Genomic DNA, 16,859 nt, shown 5'->3' on the forward strand with positions numbered 1-16,859 from the left:
TTACACTTACTCGCAAGCCAGACAACGAAAAGCGAGTGATCAAAATGCCCAAATACCTAGCAGCCTCAGCAACTAAAGCGCTAGCAATTCAGGGGAACACTCGGGGGAAAGAGTGCGCGCCTATGAGGTTTTTATTTAAAAATCAATGAGTTGATGCATATTTTGGTGCCCAGGAGAGGACTCGAACCTCCACGTCCATACGGACACTAGCACCTGAAGCTAGCGCGTCTACCATTCCGCCACCTGGGCAGGTGTCGTGGAGCCTGCGTTTAAGCCTATGGCGCGGGGGTGTCAAACGAAAATTAGCGATTGCTCCGCGTCAACCGCATCCAATCATCGGAGCGGTATTCACTGGCCGCGCATGCAACATCGGCCTACGTCGGGATCGGCCACCATGCGCCGATTTGCGCCTTGTTTCGAAGGGTGCGCGGGGGTACATCCATCATAGACGGCGTTGAGAAAGGCTTACCATGTCGAAACTGGTCACGATCTACGGGGGGTCTGGCTTTGTCGGGCGTTACATCGCGCGACGGATGGCCAAGGCGGGCTGGCGTGTGCGCGTGGCCGTACGGCGACCGAACGAGGCGATCTTCGTCAAACCCTACGGTGTTGTGGGGCAAGTCGAGCCAGTGCTCTGCAACATCCGCGATGATGCATCGGTGCAGGCGGTCATGGCCGGCGCGGATGCCGTCGTGAACTGCGTGGGTATTCTTGCGGAGAGCGGCAAGAACCAATTTGACACTGTGCAGGCGGAAGGCGCTGAGCGTGTGGCGCGTATCGCGGCAGCCCAAGGCGTTGCCCGGCTGGTGCACGTCTCGGCCATCGGAGCGGATGCCGATTCCGACAGTGACTATGCGCGAACGAAAGCCGAAGGAGAGGCGGGTGTTCTCGCGCATATGCCCGAGGCCGTTATCCTGCGGCCTTCCATTGTTTTCGGTGCGGAAGATCAGTTCTTTAACCGCTTTGCGTCGATGAGCCGTTTCGGCCCGGTCCTGCCTGTCGTCGGCGCGGAGACCAAGTTCCAGCCGGTCTATGTTGACGATGTCGCCAAGGCGGCGGAACTGGCGCTGACCGGTCACGCGCCTGCTGGCATCTATGAGCTTGGTGGCCCGGATGTCGCAAGCTTCCGCGCGTTGATGCAGCAGATGCTGGAGGTCATTCACCGGCGCCGACTGGTGCTGAACATTCCGTTCTTTGTCGCGCGCATCATGGCGTTCGGGTTTGACATGTTGCAGACCGTGACGCTGGGGTTGTTCACCAATTCGATGATCACGCGGGATCAGGTGCGCAACCTGGCAAATGACAATGTGGTCGGCGAAGACGTCAAGACCTTTGCCGATCTGGGAATATCGCCGATAGCGATGACCTCGGTTTTGCCGGATTACCTGTGGCGTTTCCGTCCGTCGGGTCAGTATGATGCGATCAAGGAGTCCGCGAAGAACCTGCGCACCTAACTGTAGGCGTAGATCAGCAAAACGATGCCAAGGATGACCCGGTAGATCACATATGGTGTGAAACTGACGCTGCGCAGCAACCGCATCATCAGGGCCAGCGCCAAAAGCGCCGAGACAAAGGCGAAGGCAGCCGCAATCAGACCATCGCGCGCAACCGCCCAATCAGCCTCCTGGATAACATCGACGCCGAGCAGCAGGCCTGAGGCCGCGATGGTCGGTATCGACATCAGCATCGCCAGCTTGGCGGACCCTTCGCGATCGTAACCAAGTCTCCGGGCGGCAGTGATCGTGATGCCGGATCTGGATGTGCCGGGGATCAGGGCCAGCACCTGGGCCAAACCCATCGTTACCGCATCCTTGAGCCGCCAATCAGCCGCCGTACGATCATGTGTGCCGGTTTTGTCTGCCCAGTATAGGACCAGGCCGAATCCCAACATCGTCCAGCCGATCACTGCGACAGAGCGCAGCATCTCATCAAGCCCAGTGAGCTTGATCACCGCGCCAACAATGACGACCGGGATTGTTGCGACTACAAGACATAGCGAGAGGAACGCGCCTTGGGTATCGACACGTCCGCGGATCAGGCGCAGGCTCCCTTGCAGGGCAATCCTAACATCCGCCCAGAAATAGAGCACGACCGCGAAAAGCGTGCCAACATGCACGGCTACATCAATGGCCAGACCCTGATCCGGTCCGCCGGTGATCGCTGGCAGCAAGACCAGATGCCCCGAAGAGCTGACCGGCAGGAATTCGGTCAGGCCCTGAATGGCGGCGACCAGGAAGAGATGGAAGAGCGTCATGAACCAATCCGGGGCTGTCGGTCGTCACCTGTGGTATAAAGCGAGAGAATCAAATGGAAAGCACCAATAAAGGACCGAATCGGATCTAATTTTTTGCTCCGAGCGGCTAAATTTGTTGTGGCCGGCAAAAATAATCTAATATAGGTAAGCTGCACTGACTTTATTTCCCATTTGAGTTCGCGTATGCGTGCGAGTCCGGGAACTTGGTGGAGGAAGCGGGCGATGGCTGAGCAACCTATGTTGAAATTCGTGACTGTTGAGCGGGACATGCCGGAAAAGCGTGCTGCTGACCTGCGTCGTGAAGACTTCAACGAGATTTATGCGGAGTACGCCGAAGCCAAGGCGCAGGAGCAGTCGAGCCGCTGCTCGCAGTGCGGTGTGCCCTACTGTCAGAGTCACTGCCCTTTGCACAACAACATCCCCGACTGGCTGAAACTGACCGCCGAGGGCCGCTTGCAGGAAGCCTATGAGGTCAGCCAGGCGACAAACACCTTCCCGGAGATTTGTGGCCGGATTTGCCCGCAGGACCGGCTGTGCGAAGGCAACTGCGTGATCGAACAATCGGGCCACGGCACCGTGACCATCGGTGCGGTGGAGAAATACATCACCGACACGGCGTGGGAGCAGGGCTGGGTGCAGCCCATCGCGCCGCGGGCCGAACGCAGCGAGAGTGTGGGCATCATTGGTGCGGGCCCTGGCGGGCTGGCCGCGGCGGACGTGCTGCGCCGTGCGGGCGTGCAGGTGACCGTCTATGACCGCTATGACCGGGCGGGCGGGTTGCTGACCTATGGCATCCCGGGCTTCAAGCTGGAGAAAGACGTGGTCATGCGCCGGAACGATCAGCTGGCGCAGGGCGGCGTCACTTTCGAGCTCAACACCAATGTGGGCGAGGACATCAGCTTCGACGAGCTGCGCAGCCGCCATGACGCGGTGGTCATTGCCACAGGTGTCTATAAATCAAGGGAAATCGAGGCGCCGGGCGTAGGCGCGACCGGCCTTGTACGGGCGATTGATTTCCTGACGGCCAGCAACCGCAAGAGCTTTGGCGACGCGGTGCCGGAGTTCGATTCCGGGGCGCTGAATGCCGAAGGCAAACGCGTTGTGGTCATCGGCGGCGGCGACACCGCGATGGACTGTGTGCGCACCTCCGTCCGGCAGGGCGCGACGTCCGTCAAATGCCTCTATCGCCGTGACCGGGCGAATATGCCGGGTTCGCAGCGCGAGGTGCAGAATGCCGAGGAAGAAGGCGTGATCTTCGAATGGCTCTCCGCGCCCAAAGGTTTTGTGGGTGATCCGGTCACGGGCGTGATGGTGCAGAAAATGCGCCTTGGCGCGCCCGATGCGACGGGGCGGCAGGCCCCCGAGGTGATCGAGGGCGCGGATTACGTGGAAGACGCCGATCTGGTGATCATGGCGCTGGGCTTTGAGCCGGAGGCGCTGCCCACCCTTTGGGACCAGCCGGAGCTGCCGGTCACGCGCTGGGGTACGATCAAGGCGGCGTTCACGACGGGTGCCACGGACCTCGACGGTGTCTATGCGGTGGGCGACATCGTACGGGGCGCGAGCCTCGTCGTTTGGGCCATCCGCGACGGGCGCGACTGTGCCGAGGCGATCCTGAAACGGCTTGGCGATGCGTCGGTGATGGCCGCCGAATAACCCCATCTGTGCCCTGTCGGTATCGCGTCGGTGCGCAGCGTACGGTAAGACTATGTTAAGGACAGCAACTATGACCCAAGTGGATCAGCGAGCAGTTTGCACGGCGTCATCCTGTCTGGCGGTGTGGCTCGGCGTCGCGGCCCCCGTGGCCGTGGCCGATGAACCTGTGCGGGTCCCGGAGGGCTGCGCCGCAGTGGCAACGGTGCACAAGAACAGCTGCGTGACCACCACGATCCTGCAGTGTACCGACGGCAGCTGGCAGGCGCTCAGCTATCGGCGCGGCCAGTTGATGAGCACCGACCACTACGAGAAGGGCTGGGATTTCACCAAATGGGAGACGGAGGGCGCGGGCGCCATGGAGTTCTCTGCCGTGCCCGGCACCGGCTCCGCCATGGCGGTCGCAGACCTCGCCGCGACGGGATCCCATACCGCATCGGGCGATTTCGTGATGAACAGCAACATCATCAAGGACCAGGCGTATACGCTGTCGGGACAGACCAAGGCCACCGGTGAAACGGTCACGATCAGCGGCGAGATCCTTGACATCTATCTCGCGGAGCGAGCCTTCGCGCGGAAAGGGGCCGATCAGGTTCTGAATTTCTCCGCTGACATCTTCGTGTCGCGGGCGCGTGATCTGGTCGTCGAGGGGGACCTGGGCCGGGCTGTCAACAATGGCACGCGCGAACAGTTCGATTTCACCCCCCAGGCGATCTACGGACCCGGAGAGCCGGGCTTTATGATGACAATGTCGGAGTTTGGCTGTGACTGAAGCGGTAAAAACCTTGCAGGGGCGCTGCCTCTGCGGTGCGGTCACACTGACCGTGCAATCGGACAATCCACGCCTGCGCGCCTGTCATTGTGACATGTGCCGCCAGCATACCTCTGGCATGTTCATGTCCGTGGACACGCTGCCCGACACGCTGGAGGTGAGCGGCCCGGCGCAGAGCTTTGCCTCATCCGAGTGGGCCGAGCGCGGGTTCTGCGGCACCTGCGGCTCGACCCTGTGGTACGGCACGGTGCATGACGGCATGCGCCATCCGGCGGCAGGGCTGTTCGACGGCGCCGCGCTCGGCGAGATGACGCTGGAGTTTTTCGCGGATCAGTGCCCGCAGGGCTATGCGCTGACGGGTGATCACCAGAAGCTGAGCACCGAAGAAACCATCGCGATGTTTACCGGGGATGACGCATGACGGACGCAGCGGCAAGAGACGCGCTGATCGCGCCGCACCGTCGCACGGGCCGGATGTCGGGCCGGTGCCTCTGTGGTGCCGTCAAGATCGAGATCGACGGCAATTACGTGGCCGCCATCGGCGCCTGCCATTGCGTCATGTGCCAGAGGTGGAACGGGATGCTCTTCGGCTCTTTCGTGGCCGACACCAAGGCGGTCACCGTCACCGGGCCGGTCCGGAGTTACGCGTCCTCGTCCTTTTCTGAGCGGGGCTTTTGCGAGACCTGCGGCAGTTCCGTCTGGCTGCGCTCCACCGATCCGGAGGAGCCGGAGATCGAGCTGTTCCCGGGGCTTTTCAAGGAGGCGGCGGATTTTGTGCTGCTGTCAGAAATCTATACCGACCTGGCGCCGAATTACGCCTGTCTTGCGGGCGAGCACCGCCGCAAGACACGGGCCGAAGTGCAGGCGGACCACCCATTTGTTGAAGGAGACAACTGATGACCATCTATGACGACACCTGGGTGGCGCGCGAAGAAGCCAAGCGGGCGATGATGGCCGAGAACGGGCTTTACGATCCTTCCGAGGAGCATTCCTCCTGCGGGGTGGGTCTGGTGGTGTCGGTCGATGGCACCAAGAGCCGCGGCGTGGTCGAGAACGGGATCAAGGCGCTGAAGGCGATCTGGCACCGGGGCGCTGTGGATGCGGATGGCAAGACCGGGGACGGTGCGGGCATCCACGTGCAGATCCCGGTCGAGTTCTTCTACGATCAGGTGAAGCGCACCGGGCATGACCCGCGCACCGATGAGATGATCGCGGTGGGGCAGGTGTTTCTGCCGCGCACGGATTTCGGCGCGCAGGAGACCTGCCGGACCATCGTGGAGACCGAAGTGCTGCGCATGGGCTACTATATCTACGGCTGGCGGCACGTGCCGGTGGATATCTCCTGCCTGGGCGAAAAGGCCAATGCGACGCGGCCGGAGATCGAGCAGATCCTGATTTCCAACGCCAAGGGCGTGGATGAGGACACGTTCGAGCGGGAGCTCTACGTGATCCGGCGGCGGATCGAAAAGGCGGCTTTGGCGGCGCAGGTCCCGACGCTGTACATCGCGTCGATGTCCTGCCGCTCGATCATCTACAAGGGCATGATGCTGGCCGAGCAGGTGGCGGAATTCTACCCCGACCTGATGGACGACCGGTTCGAGAGCGCCTTTGCGATCTATCACCAACGCTATTCGACGAATACCTTCCCGCAGTGGTGGCTGGCGCAGCCGTTCCGGATGCTGGCGCATAATGGTGAGATCAACACGCTGAAGGGCAACCTGAACTGGATGAAGAGCCATGAGATCCGCATGGCATCGGGCGCTTTTGGCGAGATGGCGGAGGACATCAAGCCCATTGTCGCGTCTGGGTCGTCTGACTCGGCGGCGCTCGATGCGGTCTTCGAGGTGCTGGTGCGCGCAGGCCGCAATGCGCCGATGGCCAAGACAATGCTGGTGCCGGAGAGCTGGTCGAAGCAGGCGGTGGAACTGCCGCAGAGCTGGCGCGACATGTATTCCTACTGCAACTCCGTGATGGAGCCTTGGGATGGGCCTGCGGCGCTGGCAATGACCGATGGGCGCTGGGTTTGCGCCGGGTTGGACCGCAACGGGCTGCGGCCCATGCGCTATGTGGTGACGAATGACGGCATGGTCATCGCTGGGTCCGAAACCGGGATGGTGCCGCTGGATGAGGCCACGGTCGTGGAAAAAGGCGCGCTTGGACCCGGGCAGCTGCTCGCCGTGGATATGGCTGAGGGCAAACTTTACCACGACCGGGCCATCAAGGATGCGCTGGCGGCCTCGCAGCCGTTTGGGGACTGGGTTGGCAAGATCAACGACCTCGAAAAAGCGCTCGATGACGTGTCCGAAAAGGCCCTGTTCAGCGGGGCGGAGCTGCGGCGCCGTCAGGTGGCGGCTGGCTATACCGTTGAGGAATTGGAACAAATCCTTGCGCCCATGGCGGAAGATGCAAAGGAGACGCTGGCCTCGATGGGCGATGACACGCCCTCTGCGGTGTTGTCGGGCAAGTACCGGCCCCTGAGCCATTTCTTCCGTCAGAATTTCAGCCAGGTGACAAACCCGCCGATTGACAGCTTGCGCGAATACCGGGTGATGAGCCTGAAGACGCGGTTTGGAAACCTCAAGAACGTGCTGGATGAGGACAGCAGCCAGACCGAGATTTTCACGCTCGACAGCCCGTTTCTCGGCAATGCGCAGTTCGATGAACTGATCCGGCACTTCAATGCGGATGTGGTGACCATTGATTGCACCTTCGCGCCCGGACGTGGCAACCTCAGCGCGGCGCTGGAAGCAATCCGCGCCGATGCCGAAGACGCTGTGCGCTCAGGGGCCGGGCACATCGTGCTGACCGACCAGATGTCGGACGCGGACAAGGTCGGCATGCCGATGATCCTCGCCACCTCGGCGGTGCACAGCCATCTGGTGCGCAAGGGGCTGCGGACGTTTACCTCGATCAATGTGCGGTCGGCGGAATGCGTGGACCCGCATTATTTCGCGGTGCTGATCGGTGCGGGGGCAACCACGGTAAACGCCTATCTGGCCGAAGATTCGCTGGCCGACCGCATCGACCGCGGGCTGCTGGACATGAGCCTGACCACAGCGATTGACCGCTACCGGATTGCCATCGACCAGGGCCTTTTGAAGATTATGGCGAAGATGGGGATCTCGGTGATCTCCTCCTATCGCGGCGGGCTGAACTTCGAAGCCGTGGGCCTGAGCCGCGCGATGGTCGCGGAATATTTCCCGGGCATGACCAGCCGGATTTCCGGTATCGGCGTGAGTGGCATTCAGCGCAAGGCCGAAGAGGTGCACGCGAAGGCCTGGGGCGGTCCGGCCTCGGTGCTGCCCATCGGCGGCTTTTACAAGGCGCGGCAGTCGGGTGAGACCCACGCCTGGGAAGCGACCTCGATGCATATGATGCAGATGGCCTGCAACCGCGCGTCCTACGAGATGTGGAAGCAGTATTCGGCGAAGATGCAGAGCAACCCGCCGATCCATCTGCGCGATTTGCTGGACATCAAACCGCTGGGCACGCCGGTGCCGATTGAGGAGGTGGAGAGCATCACCTCGATCCGCAAGCGGTTTGTCACGCCGGGCATGTCGCTGGGGGCGCTTTCCCCCGAAGCGCATAAGACGTTGAACGTGGCGATGAACCGGATCGGTGCGAAATCCGACAGCGGTGAGGGCGGTGAAGACCCCGCACATTTCGTGCCCGAACCCAATGGCGACAACCCCTCGGCCAAGATCAAGCAAGTGGCGTCCGGGCGCTTTGGCGTCACAGCAGAATACTTGAACCAATGCGAAGAGCTGGAGATCAAAGTTGCGCAGGGGGCCAAACCCGGCGAGGGCGGGCAGCTGCCCGGCATGAAGGTCACCGACCTGATCGCGCGGCTGCGGCACTCGACCAAGGGTGTGACGCTGATCTCACCGCCGCCGCACCACGATATCTATTCCATCGAGGATCTGGCGCAGCTGATCTATGATCTGAAACAGATCAATCCGCGCTGCAAGGTGACGGTGAAGCTGGTGGCGTCTTCCGGTGTGGGAACCATCGCCGCCGGTGTGGCCAAGGCCAAGGCGGATATCATCCTGATTTCCGGACACAATGGCGGCACCGGGGCCTCGCCTGCGACCTCGATCAAATATGCGGGTCTGCCCTGGGAAATGGGGCTGACCGAAGCGCATCAAGTGCTCAGCATGAACAACCTGCGGGATCGCGTGACGCTGCGCACCGATGGCGGGTTGCGCACGGGCCGCGATATTGTGATGGCGGCGATGCTGGGGGCCGAAGAATACGGCATCGGCACCGCCGCGCTGATCGCGATGGGCTGCATCATGGTGCGGCAGTGCCAGTCGAACACCTGCCCGGTTGGGGTCTGTACGCAGGACGAGAGCCTGCGCGCCAAGTTCAGCGGCAATGCCGATAAGGTGGTCAACCTGATCACCTTTTACGCCACCGAAGTGCGCGAAATCCTCGCGTCGATTGGCGCGCGCAGCTTGGACGATGTGATCGGGCGGGCGGATCTGCTGGCGCAGGTCAGCCGTGGCTCGGCGCATCTGGATGATCTGGACCTGAACCCGCTGCTGATCACCGTCGATGGCGCGGCGGATATCGTCTATGACCGGTCCAAGGCGCGCAATGTTGTGCCCGATACGCTGGATGCAGAAATCGTGCGCGATGCGGCGCGGTTCCTCGAAGAGGGCGAGAAGATGCAGCTCAGCTACGCGGTGCAGAACACGCATCGGACGGTGGGCACCCGCACGTCGAGCCATATCGTGAAGCAGTTTGGGATGCGCAACACGTTGCAGCCTGACCACCTGACGGTGAAGCTCAGCGGTTCTGCCGGGCAGTCCTTGGGGGCATTTGCGGCGCCCGGGTTGAAGCTGGAGGTCTCCGGCGATGCCAACGACTATGTGGGCAAGGGGCTGTCTGGTGGCATGATCGTCGTGCGCCCGCCCATGGCCTCACCCATCGAAGCGGGCAAAAATACCATCATTGGCAATACGGTACTGTATGGTGCGACGGACGGCTACCTCTTTGCTGCAGGTCGTGCGGGCGAGCGCTTTGCCGTGCGGAATTCCGGTGCCAAGGTGGTCATCGAAGGCTGCGGTTCGAACGGGTGCGAATACATGACCGGTGGCGTTGCGGTGATCCTGGGCGATATTGGCGCCAACTTCGGCGCGGGCATGACCGGCGGGATGGCGTATCTCTATGATCCCGAGGGTCGCGCGCCGGCCTTGATGAACATGGAGACATTGGTGACCTGCCCGGTCACAGTTGACCATTGGCAAGGCCAGCTCGAAGAACTGCTGGAAATGCACTTGCGCGAAACCGGCAGTCGGCGAACGGCGGATATCCTGCAGCATTGGGACAGCGAAAAAGCGCATTTCCTGCAAATCTGTCCAAAAGAGATGCTGGTGCACCTGCCTGCACCGCTGGGTATTGAGGATCAGGCGGTCCCTGCTGAATAGTAAAGCGGCGCGGCGGTTCACAAGCGCGCCGCGCGGGCTTATAGCTGGCGCATGGCAAAACGCGTCACGAAAAAGAACACGCGGTCGCGCAAGACACCGGCCCGTCAAAACCCGCTGCGGCGGGTTTTACGGTTTCTGACCCGCGCGATTTTTGTGCTGGCGCTTGGGGTTCTTGGATTGATCGCGCTTGGGGCTGTGGTGAACCCGCTGACGACACCTTACATGTTTGCCCAGTCCCGTGCCCTTGGTGGGGTGTCGCAGGATTGGGTGGACCTTGACGATGTGTCCCCGGTGATGGCCCGTGCGGTCGTGGCCGCCGAAGACGCCAATTTCTGCACGCATTGGGGGTTCGATCTGCCCGCCATCAAGCAGGCGATAGAAGATGGTGGCACACGCGGGGCGTCAACGTTGAGCCAGCAGACGGTGAAAAACGTCTATCTCTGGCACGGTCGCAACTATACACGCAAGGCGATGGAAGCGCTTTTGACGCCAGTGCTGGAAGCGGTCTGGTCGAAACGCCGCATCGTCGAGGTCTATCTGAACGTGGCCGAATTCGACAAAGGGGTCTTTGGCGTCAAAGCTGCGGCGCGCCACTACTTCGGCGTCAGCCCGGATCAACTATCCGCTGTGCAGGCCGCACGGCTTGCGGCCATATTGCCAGACCCAAAAGGACGATCCGCCAGCAAACCCTCTGCCTTTGTGCAGAAAAGAGCCCGCGCGATTCTGTCCGGGGCAGCAACAATCAGCAAAGATGGCCGCGCTGCCTGTTTCGAGAGTTGAAACCGGCGGGCGTTGCGGGCATTGAGGAAGGGTTACGCAAACACCCGGAATTCTCGATGGCACGCCTGTTTCATGTCCCTCTCTCCCCGTTTTGTCGCAAGGTGCGCCTGAGCCTCGCGGAGAAGAAGATCGAGGTCGAGCTGGTTGAAGAGAAGTATTGGGAGCAGGACCCGGATTTCATGCGCCGCAATCCGGCGGGCAAGGTGCCGGTCCTGCGGCTTGATGGGGTGATGATGGCCGAAAGTGCGGCGATCTGCGAATACATCGAGGAAACGCGACCCGATCCTGCTCTGATGCCAAAGGATGCCGTTGCCCGACAGGAAGTGCGCCGCCTGGTCAGCTGGTTCGACGACAAATTTCACCATGAGGTCACATCCAAACTGCTCTATGAGCGGGTGAACAAGAAGGTGATGGGCCAGGGCTATCCCGACAGTTCCAACGTGAAGGCCGGGGCGAAGGCGATCAAATACCACTTGGATTACATGACATGGCTGCTCGACCATCGCCGCTGGCTGGCGGGGGACGTGATGACACTGGCCGATTTCGCCGCTGCGGCGCATCTGAGCGCGCTGGACTATATCTCGGACGTTGATTGGAACCGCTCCGAGGTCGTCAAGGACTGGTACGCCAAGATCAAGTCCCGCCCCGCTTTCCGGTCCATCCTGGCGGATCAGGTGCCAGGCTTTCCGCCCCCGAAACACTACAATGACCTCGATTTCTAGCCGCATATCAAGGGCCTTGGTTTGTCTGGCCTGACCGAGCGGTTGAAGGCGGAGGCGGATGCCGCAGGCTTTGTGGCGTGCCGCATTTGCAGGCCGGACGCGGTGCCCGAGGTCGCGGAGAGGCTGAGCGCCTTTGTGGCCTCCGGCTATCACGGTCAGATGACATGGATGGCTGAACGTATGCATTGGCGTGGCAACCCTGCGGCCCTCTGGCCCGAGGCCCGCTCGGTCATCATGCTGGCGGAGAGCTACACGCCAACCCATGACCCGCTGGCCGTTCTGCAGGAGCCTGATCGCGGTGCCATTTCGGTCTATGCGCAGGGCCGTGACTATCATGATGTGGTCAAAAAACGTCTGAAACGGCTGGCCCGCTGGCTGTTGGCGGAGGCTGGCGAACCTGCGGAGGTCAAGGTCTTCGTGGATACAGCGCCGGTGCCCGAAAAGGCGCTGGGTGCTGCGGCAGGATTGGGATGGCAGGGCAAGCACACCAATCTGGTGAGCCGTGATTGGGGGAGTTGGGCGTTTTTGGGCGCGATTTTCACCACATTGGAATTGTCTACCGATGCGGCAGAAGTGGATCACTGCGGGTCTTGCAGGGCTTGTCTGGATATCTGCCCGACGGACGCCTTCCCGGCGCCCTACCAGTTGGACGCGCGCCGGTGCATCTCCTATCTGACCATCGAATACAAAGGGCCGATAGAGGAAAGCATACGTGTGCGTATGGGAAACCACATCTACGGGTGTGACGACTGCCTCGCGGTCTGCCCGTGGAACAAATTCGCGGTGGCCGCGCGGGACATGCGGTTGACGGCCAAACCGGCATTGACCGCGCCACATCTTTCCGACCTCGCGCAACTGGATGACACCGCATTTCGGGATTTGTTTTCCGGATCGGCGGTGAAACGCATCGGGCGTGATCGCTTTGTGCGCAATGTTCTCTATGCGATCGGCAATTCCGGGCTGCCGGAGCTGCGCCCCGTGGCTGCCGCCTTGAGCGACGATCCGGATGCGACGGTCGCGGATGCGGCTTCCTGGGCTGTGGCGCAATTGGACGCGCAATGACGCAAAAAGATCGGCAGAGCAGGTCCAAAGGTTCGACTGCAATGCAAGCTAGGGAGCGCGCGTGGTGGCATATGTGTTGGGTGTAGATACCGGCGGCACCTATACGGACGCCGTCTTGCTGAAAGATGAGACCGAGGTGGTTGCCTCCGCGAAGGCGCTGACGACCCGCGAAGACCTTGCCATCGGTATTGGCGAGGCCGTGAAAGCGGTGCTTGAGACATCAGGAATTGCCCCGGAGAAGATTGCGCTGGCCTCGCTGTCGACAACGCTTGCAACCAATGCGCTGGTCGAAGGGCAGGGTGGGCGCGTTGGCCTGATCTACATCGGATTTCGCCCGCGGGATCTGGACGCGCATGGTCTGTCAGATGCGCTGAAGGGCGATCCCCATTTGATCTGCGCGGGCGGGCATGACCACGCCGGTATGGAAGCGCAGCCACTGGACGAGGATGCAATCACCGACTTCCTGCAGGCACATAAAGATGGCGTCAGCGGGTTTGCCGTGGCAGCGCAGTTTGCCACGCGCAATCCGGCGCATGAGGTGCGCGCCGCATCCCTCGTGGCGGCTGTCACCGGCTGTCCGGTTTCCGCCTCGCATCAACTGTCGGCACGGTTGAATGGACCGAAACGCGCCGTTACGGCGGTATTGAACGCCCGCTTGATCGGCATGATGGGACAATTGATCGGTCGCGCCGAACATGTGCTGCAAGATCTCGGGATTGTGGCGCCGATGATGGTGGTCCGTGGGGATGGTGCTTTAATGTCGTCGACGCAGGCGCGGGACCGTCCGATCGAGACGATTTTGAGCGGCCCTGCTGCCTCGATTGTTGGCGCGCGCTGGCTGACCGGCGCGCAGCATGCGCTGGTCAGTGATATCGGCGGAACAACCACGGATATCGCCCTGCTCCGAGATGGGAAACCTACCATTGATCCAGGGGGCGCGCAGGTCGGTCCGCACCGGACGATGGTCGAGGCGGTGGCCATGCGCACAACCGGTCTCGGGGGGGACAGCGAAGTGCAGGTGATTGGCGAGGGTTTGAGTAGCGGGCTCCGCCTGGGGCCGCGTCGCCTGTTGCCGGTCTCCCTGCTCGCCGCCCACGCCCCGAAAGTCGTGCATGACGCGCTCGATGCGCAATTGCGCGCTGCGGTACCGGGCGAACATGACGGTCGGTTTGTCCGTGCAATTTGCGGACGAAGCCGCGTGGGTCTTGGGCCTCGGGATATCGCGTTGCTGGATCGTATCGGAGAGGCGGTTTGCCCTCTGGCGGATGTGATACGGGTTCGGATCGATTTCGGGGCACTGTCCCGGCTTGTGGAGCGCGGTCTTGTCCAGATTTCCGGCGTGACGCCATCTGATGCAAGCCATGTCTTGGGCACACTTGCGGCCTGGGACGCATCGGCCGCGACAAAGGCGCTGCTTTTGATGGCGCGGAAACGTCAAGGGTTAGGAGAGGTTCTGGCAGCGAGCGCCGACGCTTTGGCCCGAATGATTATTGATCAACTCACAGATCAGACCGTTTCTGCCCTTCTGGAGGCTGCTTTCGCTGAGGAAGACGCTGACTTTGGCGATGCACCACGCGTCCTGGCGCACCACGCGTTGATGCAGGCGGGGCTGCGCGGGCATCGTGGATTGGTGCGGCTGAACACCGGGTTGAACCTGCCCGTGGTGGGCCTCGGCGCGTCAGCGCCGAACTATTACCCCGCCGTAGGCGCTTCAGTTGGAACGGAGATGATCCTGCCACCGCATGCTGATGTCGCGAATGCCATTGGTGCGGTGGTCGGCCGGGTGACACTGCGGCGCAGCGGATCGGTGACGGCGCCAGGCGACGGTCGGTTTCGGGTGCACCTTGAGGAGGGTCCGGTCGACCTGTCGGATCAGGATGCCGCCCTCTCTCTGTTGGAGACTACGTTGCGCCGAGAGGCGGGCGCACAGGCTCATGCTGCAGGCGCCGAAGATGTCCAGATCAATGTGACCAGAGATATTCGTGTCGCGGGGGTTGAGGCTCGTGAGGTATTCATTGAAGCGATTTTGACGGTCGAGGCCAGCGGCCGACCGCGGGTGGCGAGGGACTGACCCCTTTACGAGGCCATCTGGTGCAGGTCTTGAACCGACGTCTCGGACGCGCCAGAGCCGATCTTGAACGACGCGGTGATCTTGCCCAAGGAGGCCACCTCGTTTGCCAGCAATCTTGTTGCGGCGTTGGTTTCCTCGAACATGGCCGCGTTCTTTTGGGTCACATCATCGAGGCTGTCGACGGAGGTGGTAATCTCGTCGAGGCCGCTGGATTGCTCCGCCGCGGCTGCGGCGATGTCGGCGACCATCTTCGTAAGGTCATTTACATAGTTGTCGATCTCCGCCAGCGACTCGCCCGTTTTCGAGACCAGATCGACACCCTGATGCACTTGGCTGGCAGAGGTGGCAATGAGGTTTGCAATCTGTGTGGCGGCTTCGGAGGACCGCTGTGCCAGCGCGCGCACTTCGGAGGCGACAACGGCAAACCCGCGTCCCGCCTCGCCAGCCCGCGCCGCTTCAACACCTGCGTTGAGCGCCAGAAGATTCGTCTGGAAGGCGATGTCGTCGATCATCGAGGTGATCTTGGAAATCTCGTCCGAGCTTGACGCGATTGCATCCATCGCAGACCGCGCACTTTCCATAACCTCGGAACTGGCCGTCGCGCGTGACTTGGTCTTATCGACCACATTCATCGTGTCGCGGGCAATTTCAGCAGTGGACTTCACCGAGGCGGTCATTTCGGCAATGGCCGCAGCCGTCTCTTCCAGAGAGGCGGCCTGGCTTTCGGTCCGCCGGCTCAGGTCGTCGGATGCCGCAGAGATTTCATCTGTGCCTGAGCCGATTTCGCGGCTGGCATCGAGCACGCCGCCCAGACTTTTACGCAGTTTGGAGATCGCCGCGTTGAAATCCTGTTTCAGCGGGTCAAAATCCTTGTCGAACGCTCTGTTGATCTCATGCCGCAGATCGCCTTCAGCCAGCTGCGCAAGCGCGTCGCGCAACGCCCGGATTGCGTTGATTCTCGGCGTGATGTCGCTGGCGTATTTTACCACTTTGACGGTTTTGCCGTTTGGCCCGATCACAGGTGTATAGCTTGCGGAAATCCACACGTCAGAGCCGTCTTTGGCCCGGCGCCGGTATTCGCCCGTATGAAAGTTCCCGGCCTGAAGGATTTTCCAATGCTCGATGTACTCCGGTGTGTCGGCCTCGCCTTCAGGCATGAACATGCTGTGGTGCTTGCCGACGATCTCATCAAGCGTATAGCCCATTGCATTGAGGAAGATATCATTGGCGTGACGGATGGTGCCGTCGGCTGAAAACTCGATCACGGCCTGAATCTTGGTGATCGTATTCGTGATGTCGTTGGCTTCTAGAATTGCCGTCACATCGGTCTTGATCGACACCAGGCTTACGATGTTGCCATCGACGTCGCGTTGAGGGGAATAGATCGCCTGCACCCAAATACCGTCGCCATCCTTACGGAACCTTCTGAAGTTGCCAGCGGGAATGATGCCCGAACGGACTTCCTCAAGGAATGTCAGGTACTTGTCGGTATCCGCGAAATCCGGGTGCACGAGTTTGGAGTGCTTCTTGCCAATCAACTCGTCCCGGTCGTATCCGAACATCTCCAGCGCTTTGTCGTTGATGTCTAGAATTGTGCCGTCCAGATCGTAAACCATACGACCGTGCGTGGATGAAATCGCGTCAATCTGGCTGAGCAGATTGTCTTTTGCACAGGATTCAAGTTTGACTTCTTTGGTCACATCGTTGCTGACAGCAACCGTCTTGATGACCTCACCCGAGGCGTTTTTGATCGGCAGATAGGTCGAGGAAAGCCAGACCGTGTCGCCGGATTTCGTGACCCGGCGCACCACCGCGGCCCGTGGCTCATGGGACGTGAGCCCATGGGTAACCGACGCCTCGCCTTCGGTCTGTGTATCCTCCTGGTCGAGAAAAATACTCCTGCGTTGACCAATTACCTCGTCACGCGTGTAGCCGAACAGACGGCAGAAATTGTCGTTCACGTCGAGAACTGTTCCATCCGGCGCGAACCAGATCAGGTTGTGGCTGAGATTCATCGCGGCCACGAACGCCGAGGTCTCGTCTTGCGACGACGTATCTATTGGCTTCTTTTTGAACAGTCTCAGCATTGGGCTCTCCAAAGTAAGGTGAGAGACCG

12 protein-coding genes and 1 tRNA gene are annotated in these 16,859 nt (G+C 61.2%); 10 read left to right on the top strand and 3 right to left on the bottom strand.

The features are described 5' to 3' along the window. Positions 1 to 163 precede the first annotated feature (163 nt). A tRNA-Leu gene (locus ISX84_RS15355) sits at positions 164 to 249 on the bottom strand. 221 nt (positions 250 to 470) lie between these two features. On the opposite strand from ISX84_RS15355, the gene ISX84_RS15360 reads away from it, so the two are divergent. After that, positions 471 to 1,454, top strand: coding sequence for a complex I NDUFA9 subunit family protein (locus tag ISX84_RS15360; protein WP_195821253.1), 984 nt, complete (start codon positions 471 to 473; stop codon positions 1,452 to 1,454). On the opposite strand, the gene ISX84_RS15365 is transcribed toward ISX84_RS15360, so the two are convergent. Further along, positions 1,451 to 2,254: an undecaprenyl-diphosphate phosphatase gene (locus ISX84_RS15365; protein ID WP_195821254.1), complete on the bottom strand. Its 804-nt coding sequence runs from the start codon at positions 2,252 to 2,254 to the stop codon at positions 1,451 to 1,453. The two genes, ISX84_RS15360 and ISX84_RS15365, sit on opposite strands and share 4 nt — an antisense overlap. Positions 2,255 to 2,476: 222 nt before the next feature. On the opposite strand from ISX84_RS15365, the gene ISX84_RS15370 reads away from it, so the two are divergent. The 9 genes from ISX84_RS15370 to ISX84_RS15410 all read left to right on the top strand — a co-directional run bounded on the left by ISX84_RS15370 (position 2,477) and on the right by ISX84_RS15410 (position 14,743). Then, positions 2,477 to 3,910 (top strand): NAD(P)-dependent oxidoreductase, encoded by a 1,434-nt coding sequence (locus ISX84_RS15370; RefSeq protein WP_195821255.1) that lies wholly within the window; start codon positions 2,477 to 2,479, stop codon positions 3,908 to 3,910. 70 nt (positions 3,911 to 3,980) lie between these two features. Continuing rightward, positions 3,981 to 4,679: a hypothetical protein gene (locus ISX84_RS15375; RefSeq protein ID WP_195821256.1), complete on the top strand. Its 699-nt coding sequence runs from the start codon at positions 3,981 to 3,983 to the stop codon at positions 4,677 to 4,679. Further along, positions 4,672 to 5,100: a GFA family protein gene (locus tag ISX84_RS15380; RefSeq protein WP_326838746.1), complete on the top strand. Its 429-nt coding sequence runs from the start codon at positions 4,672 to 4,674 to the stop codon at positions 5,098 to 5,100. The genes ISX84_RS15375 and ISX84_RS15380 overlap by 8 nt, the downstream gene beginning before the upstream one ends. Further along, a complete protein-coding gene (locus ISX84_RS15385) occupies positions 5,097 to 5,576 on the top strand; it encodes a GFA family protein (RefSeq protein WP_229884329.1) in 480 nt (159 codons plus the stop codon). Before ISX84_RS15380 ends, ISX84_RS15385 begins: the two co-directional genes overlap by 4 nt. Continuing rightward, entirely contained in the window at positions 5,576 to 10,108 is a 4,533-nt protein-coding gene (gene gltB, locus ISX84_RS15390; RefSeq protein ID WP_195821257.1) for a glutamate synthase large subunit, read from the top strand. The genes ISX84_RS15385 and gltB overlap by 1 nt, the downstream gene beginning before the upstream one ends. 51 nt (positions 10,109 to 10,159) lie before the next feature. Continuing rightward, a complete protein-coding gene (mtgA, locus tag ISX84_RS15395; protein WP_195821258.1) occupies positions 10,160 to 10,888 on the top strand; it encodes a monofunctional biosynthetic peptidoglycan transglycosylase in 729 nt (242 codons plus the stop codon). 56 nt (positions 10,889 to 10,944) lie between these two features. Continuing rightward, a complete protein-coding gene (gene fzlA, locus ISX84_RS15400) occupies positions 10,945 to 11,610 on the top strand; it encodes an FtsZ-binding protein FzlA (protein ID WP_195821259.1) in 666 nt (221 codons plus the stop codon). A gap of 21 nt (positions 11,611 to 11,631) precedes the next feature. Next, the gene (gene queG / locus ISX84_RS15405; RefSeq protein WP_195821260.1) at positions 11,632 to 12,672 is read left to right on the top strand and encodes a tRNA epoxyqueuosine(34) reductase QueG; all 1,041 of its coding nucleotides are present in this window, start codon (positions 11,632 to 11,634) and stop codon (positions 12,670 to 12,672) included. 64 nt (positions 12,673 to 12,736) lie between these two features. Further along, positions 12,737 to 14,743 carry a hydantoinase/oxoprolinase N-terminal domain-containing protein gene (locus tag ISX84_RS15410; RefSeq protein ID WP_195821261.1) on the top strand — a complete coding sequence of 669 codons (2,007 nt, stop codon included), beginning with the start codon at positions 12,737 to 12,739 and terminating at the stop codon, positions 14,741 to 14,743. A 5-nt stretch (positions 14,744 to 14,748) separates the two neighbouring features. Here the strand turns inward: ISX84_RS15410 and ISX84_RS15415 are convergent, their stop codons facing one another. Beyond that, entirely contained in the window at positions 14,749 to 16,830 is a 2,082-nt protein-coding gene (locus ISX84_RS15415) for a methyl-accepting chemotaxis protein (RefSeq protein WP_195821262.1), read from the bottom strand. Positions 16,831 to 16,859: the final 29 nt, after the last annotated feature.

The organism is Roseobacter sp. MH60115 (assembly GCF_015644665.1).
GTDB lineage: Bacteria > Pseudomonadota > Alphaproteobacteria > Rhodobacterales > Rhodobacteraceae > Roseobacter.

Excerpts from the sequence above, each read along its gene's own strand:
- ISX84_RS15360 (WP_195821253.1), top strand. The coding sequence starts at position 471 with ATGTCGAAACTGGTCACGATCTACGGGGGGTCTGGCTTTGTCGGGCGT.
- ISX84_RS15365 (WP_195821254.1), bottom strand. The coding sequence starts at position 2,254 with ATGACGCTCTTCCATCTCTTCCTGGTCGCCGCCATTCAGGGCCTGACC.
- fzlA (WP_195821259.1), top strand. The coding sequence starts at position 10,945 with ATGGCACGCCTGTTTCATGTCCCTCTCTCCCCGTTTTGTCGCAAGGTG.
- mtgA (WP_195821258.1), top strand. The coding sequence starts at position 10,160 with ATGGCAAAACGCGTCACGAAAAAGAACACGCGGTCGCGCAAGACACCG.
- ISX84_RS15415 (WP_195821262.1), bottom strand. The coding sequence starts at position 16,830 with ATGCTGAGACTGTTCAAAAAGAAGCCAATAGATACGTCGTCGCAAGAC.
- ISX84_RS15375 (WP_195821256.1), top strand. The coding sequence starts at position 3,981 with ATGACCCAAGTGGATCAGCGAGCAGTTTGCACGGCGTCATCCTGTCTG.
- ISX84_RS15370 (WP_195821255.1), top strand. The coding sequence starts at position 2,477 with ATGGCTGAGCAACCTATGTTGAAATTCGTGACTGTTGAGCGGGACATG.
- gltB (WP_195821257.1), top strand. The coding sequence starts at position 5,576 with ATGACCATCTATGACGACACCTGGGTGGCGCGCGAAGAAGCCAAGCGG.
- ISX84_RS15385 (WP_229884329.1), top strand. The coding sequence starts at position 5,097 with ATGACGGACGCAGCGGCAAGAGACGCGCTGATCGCGCCGCACCGTCGC.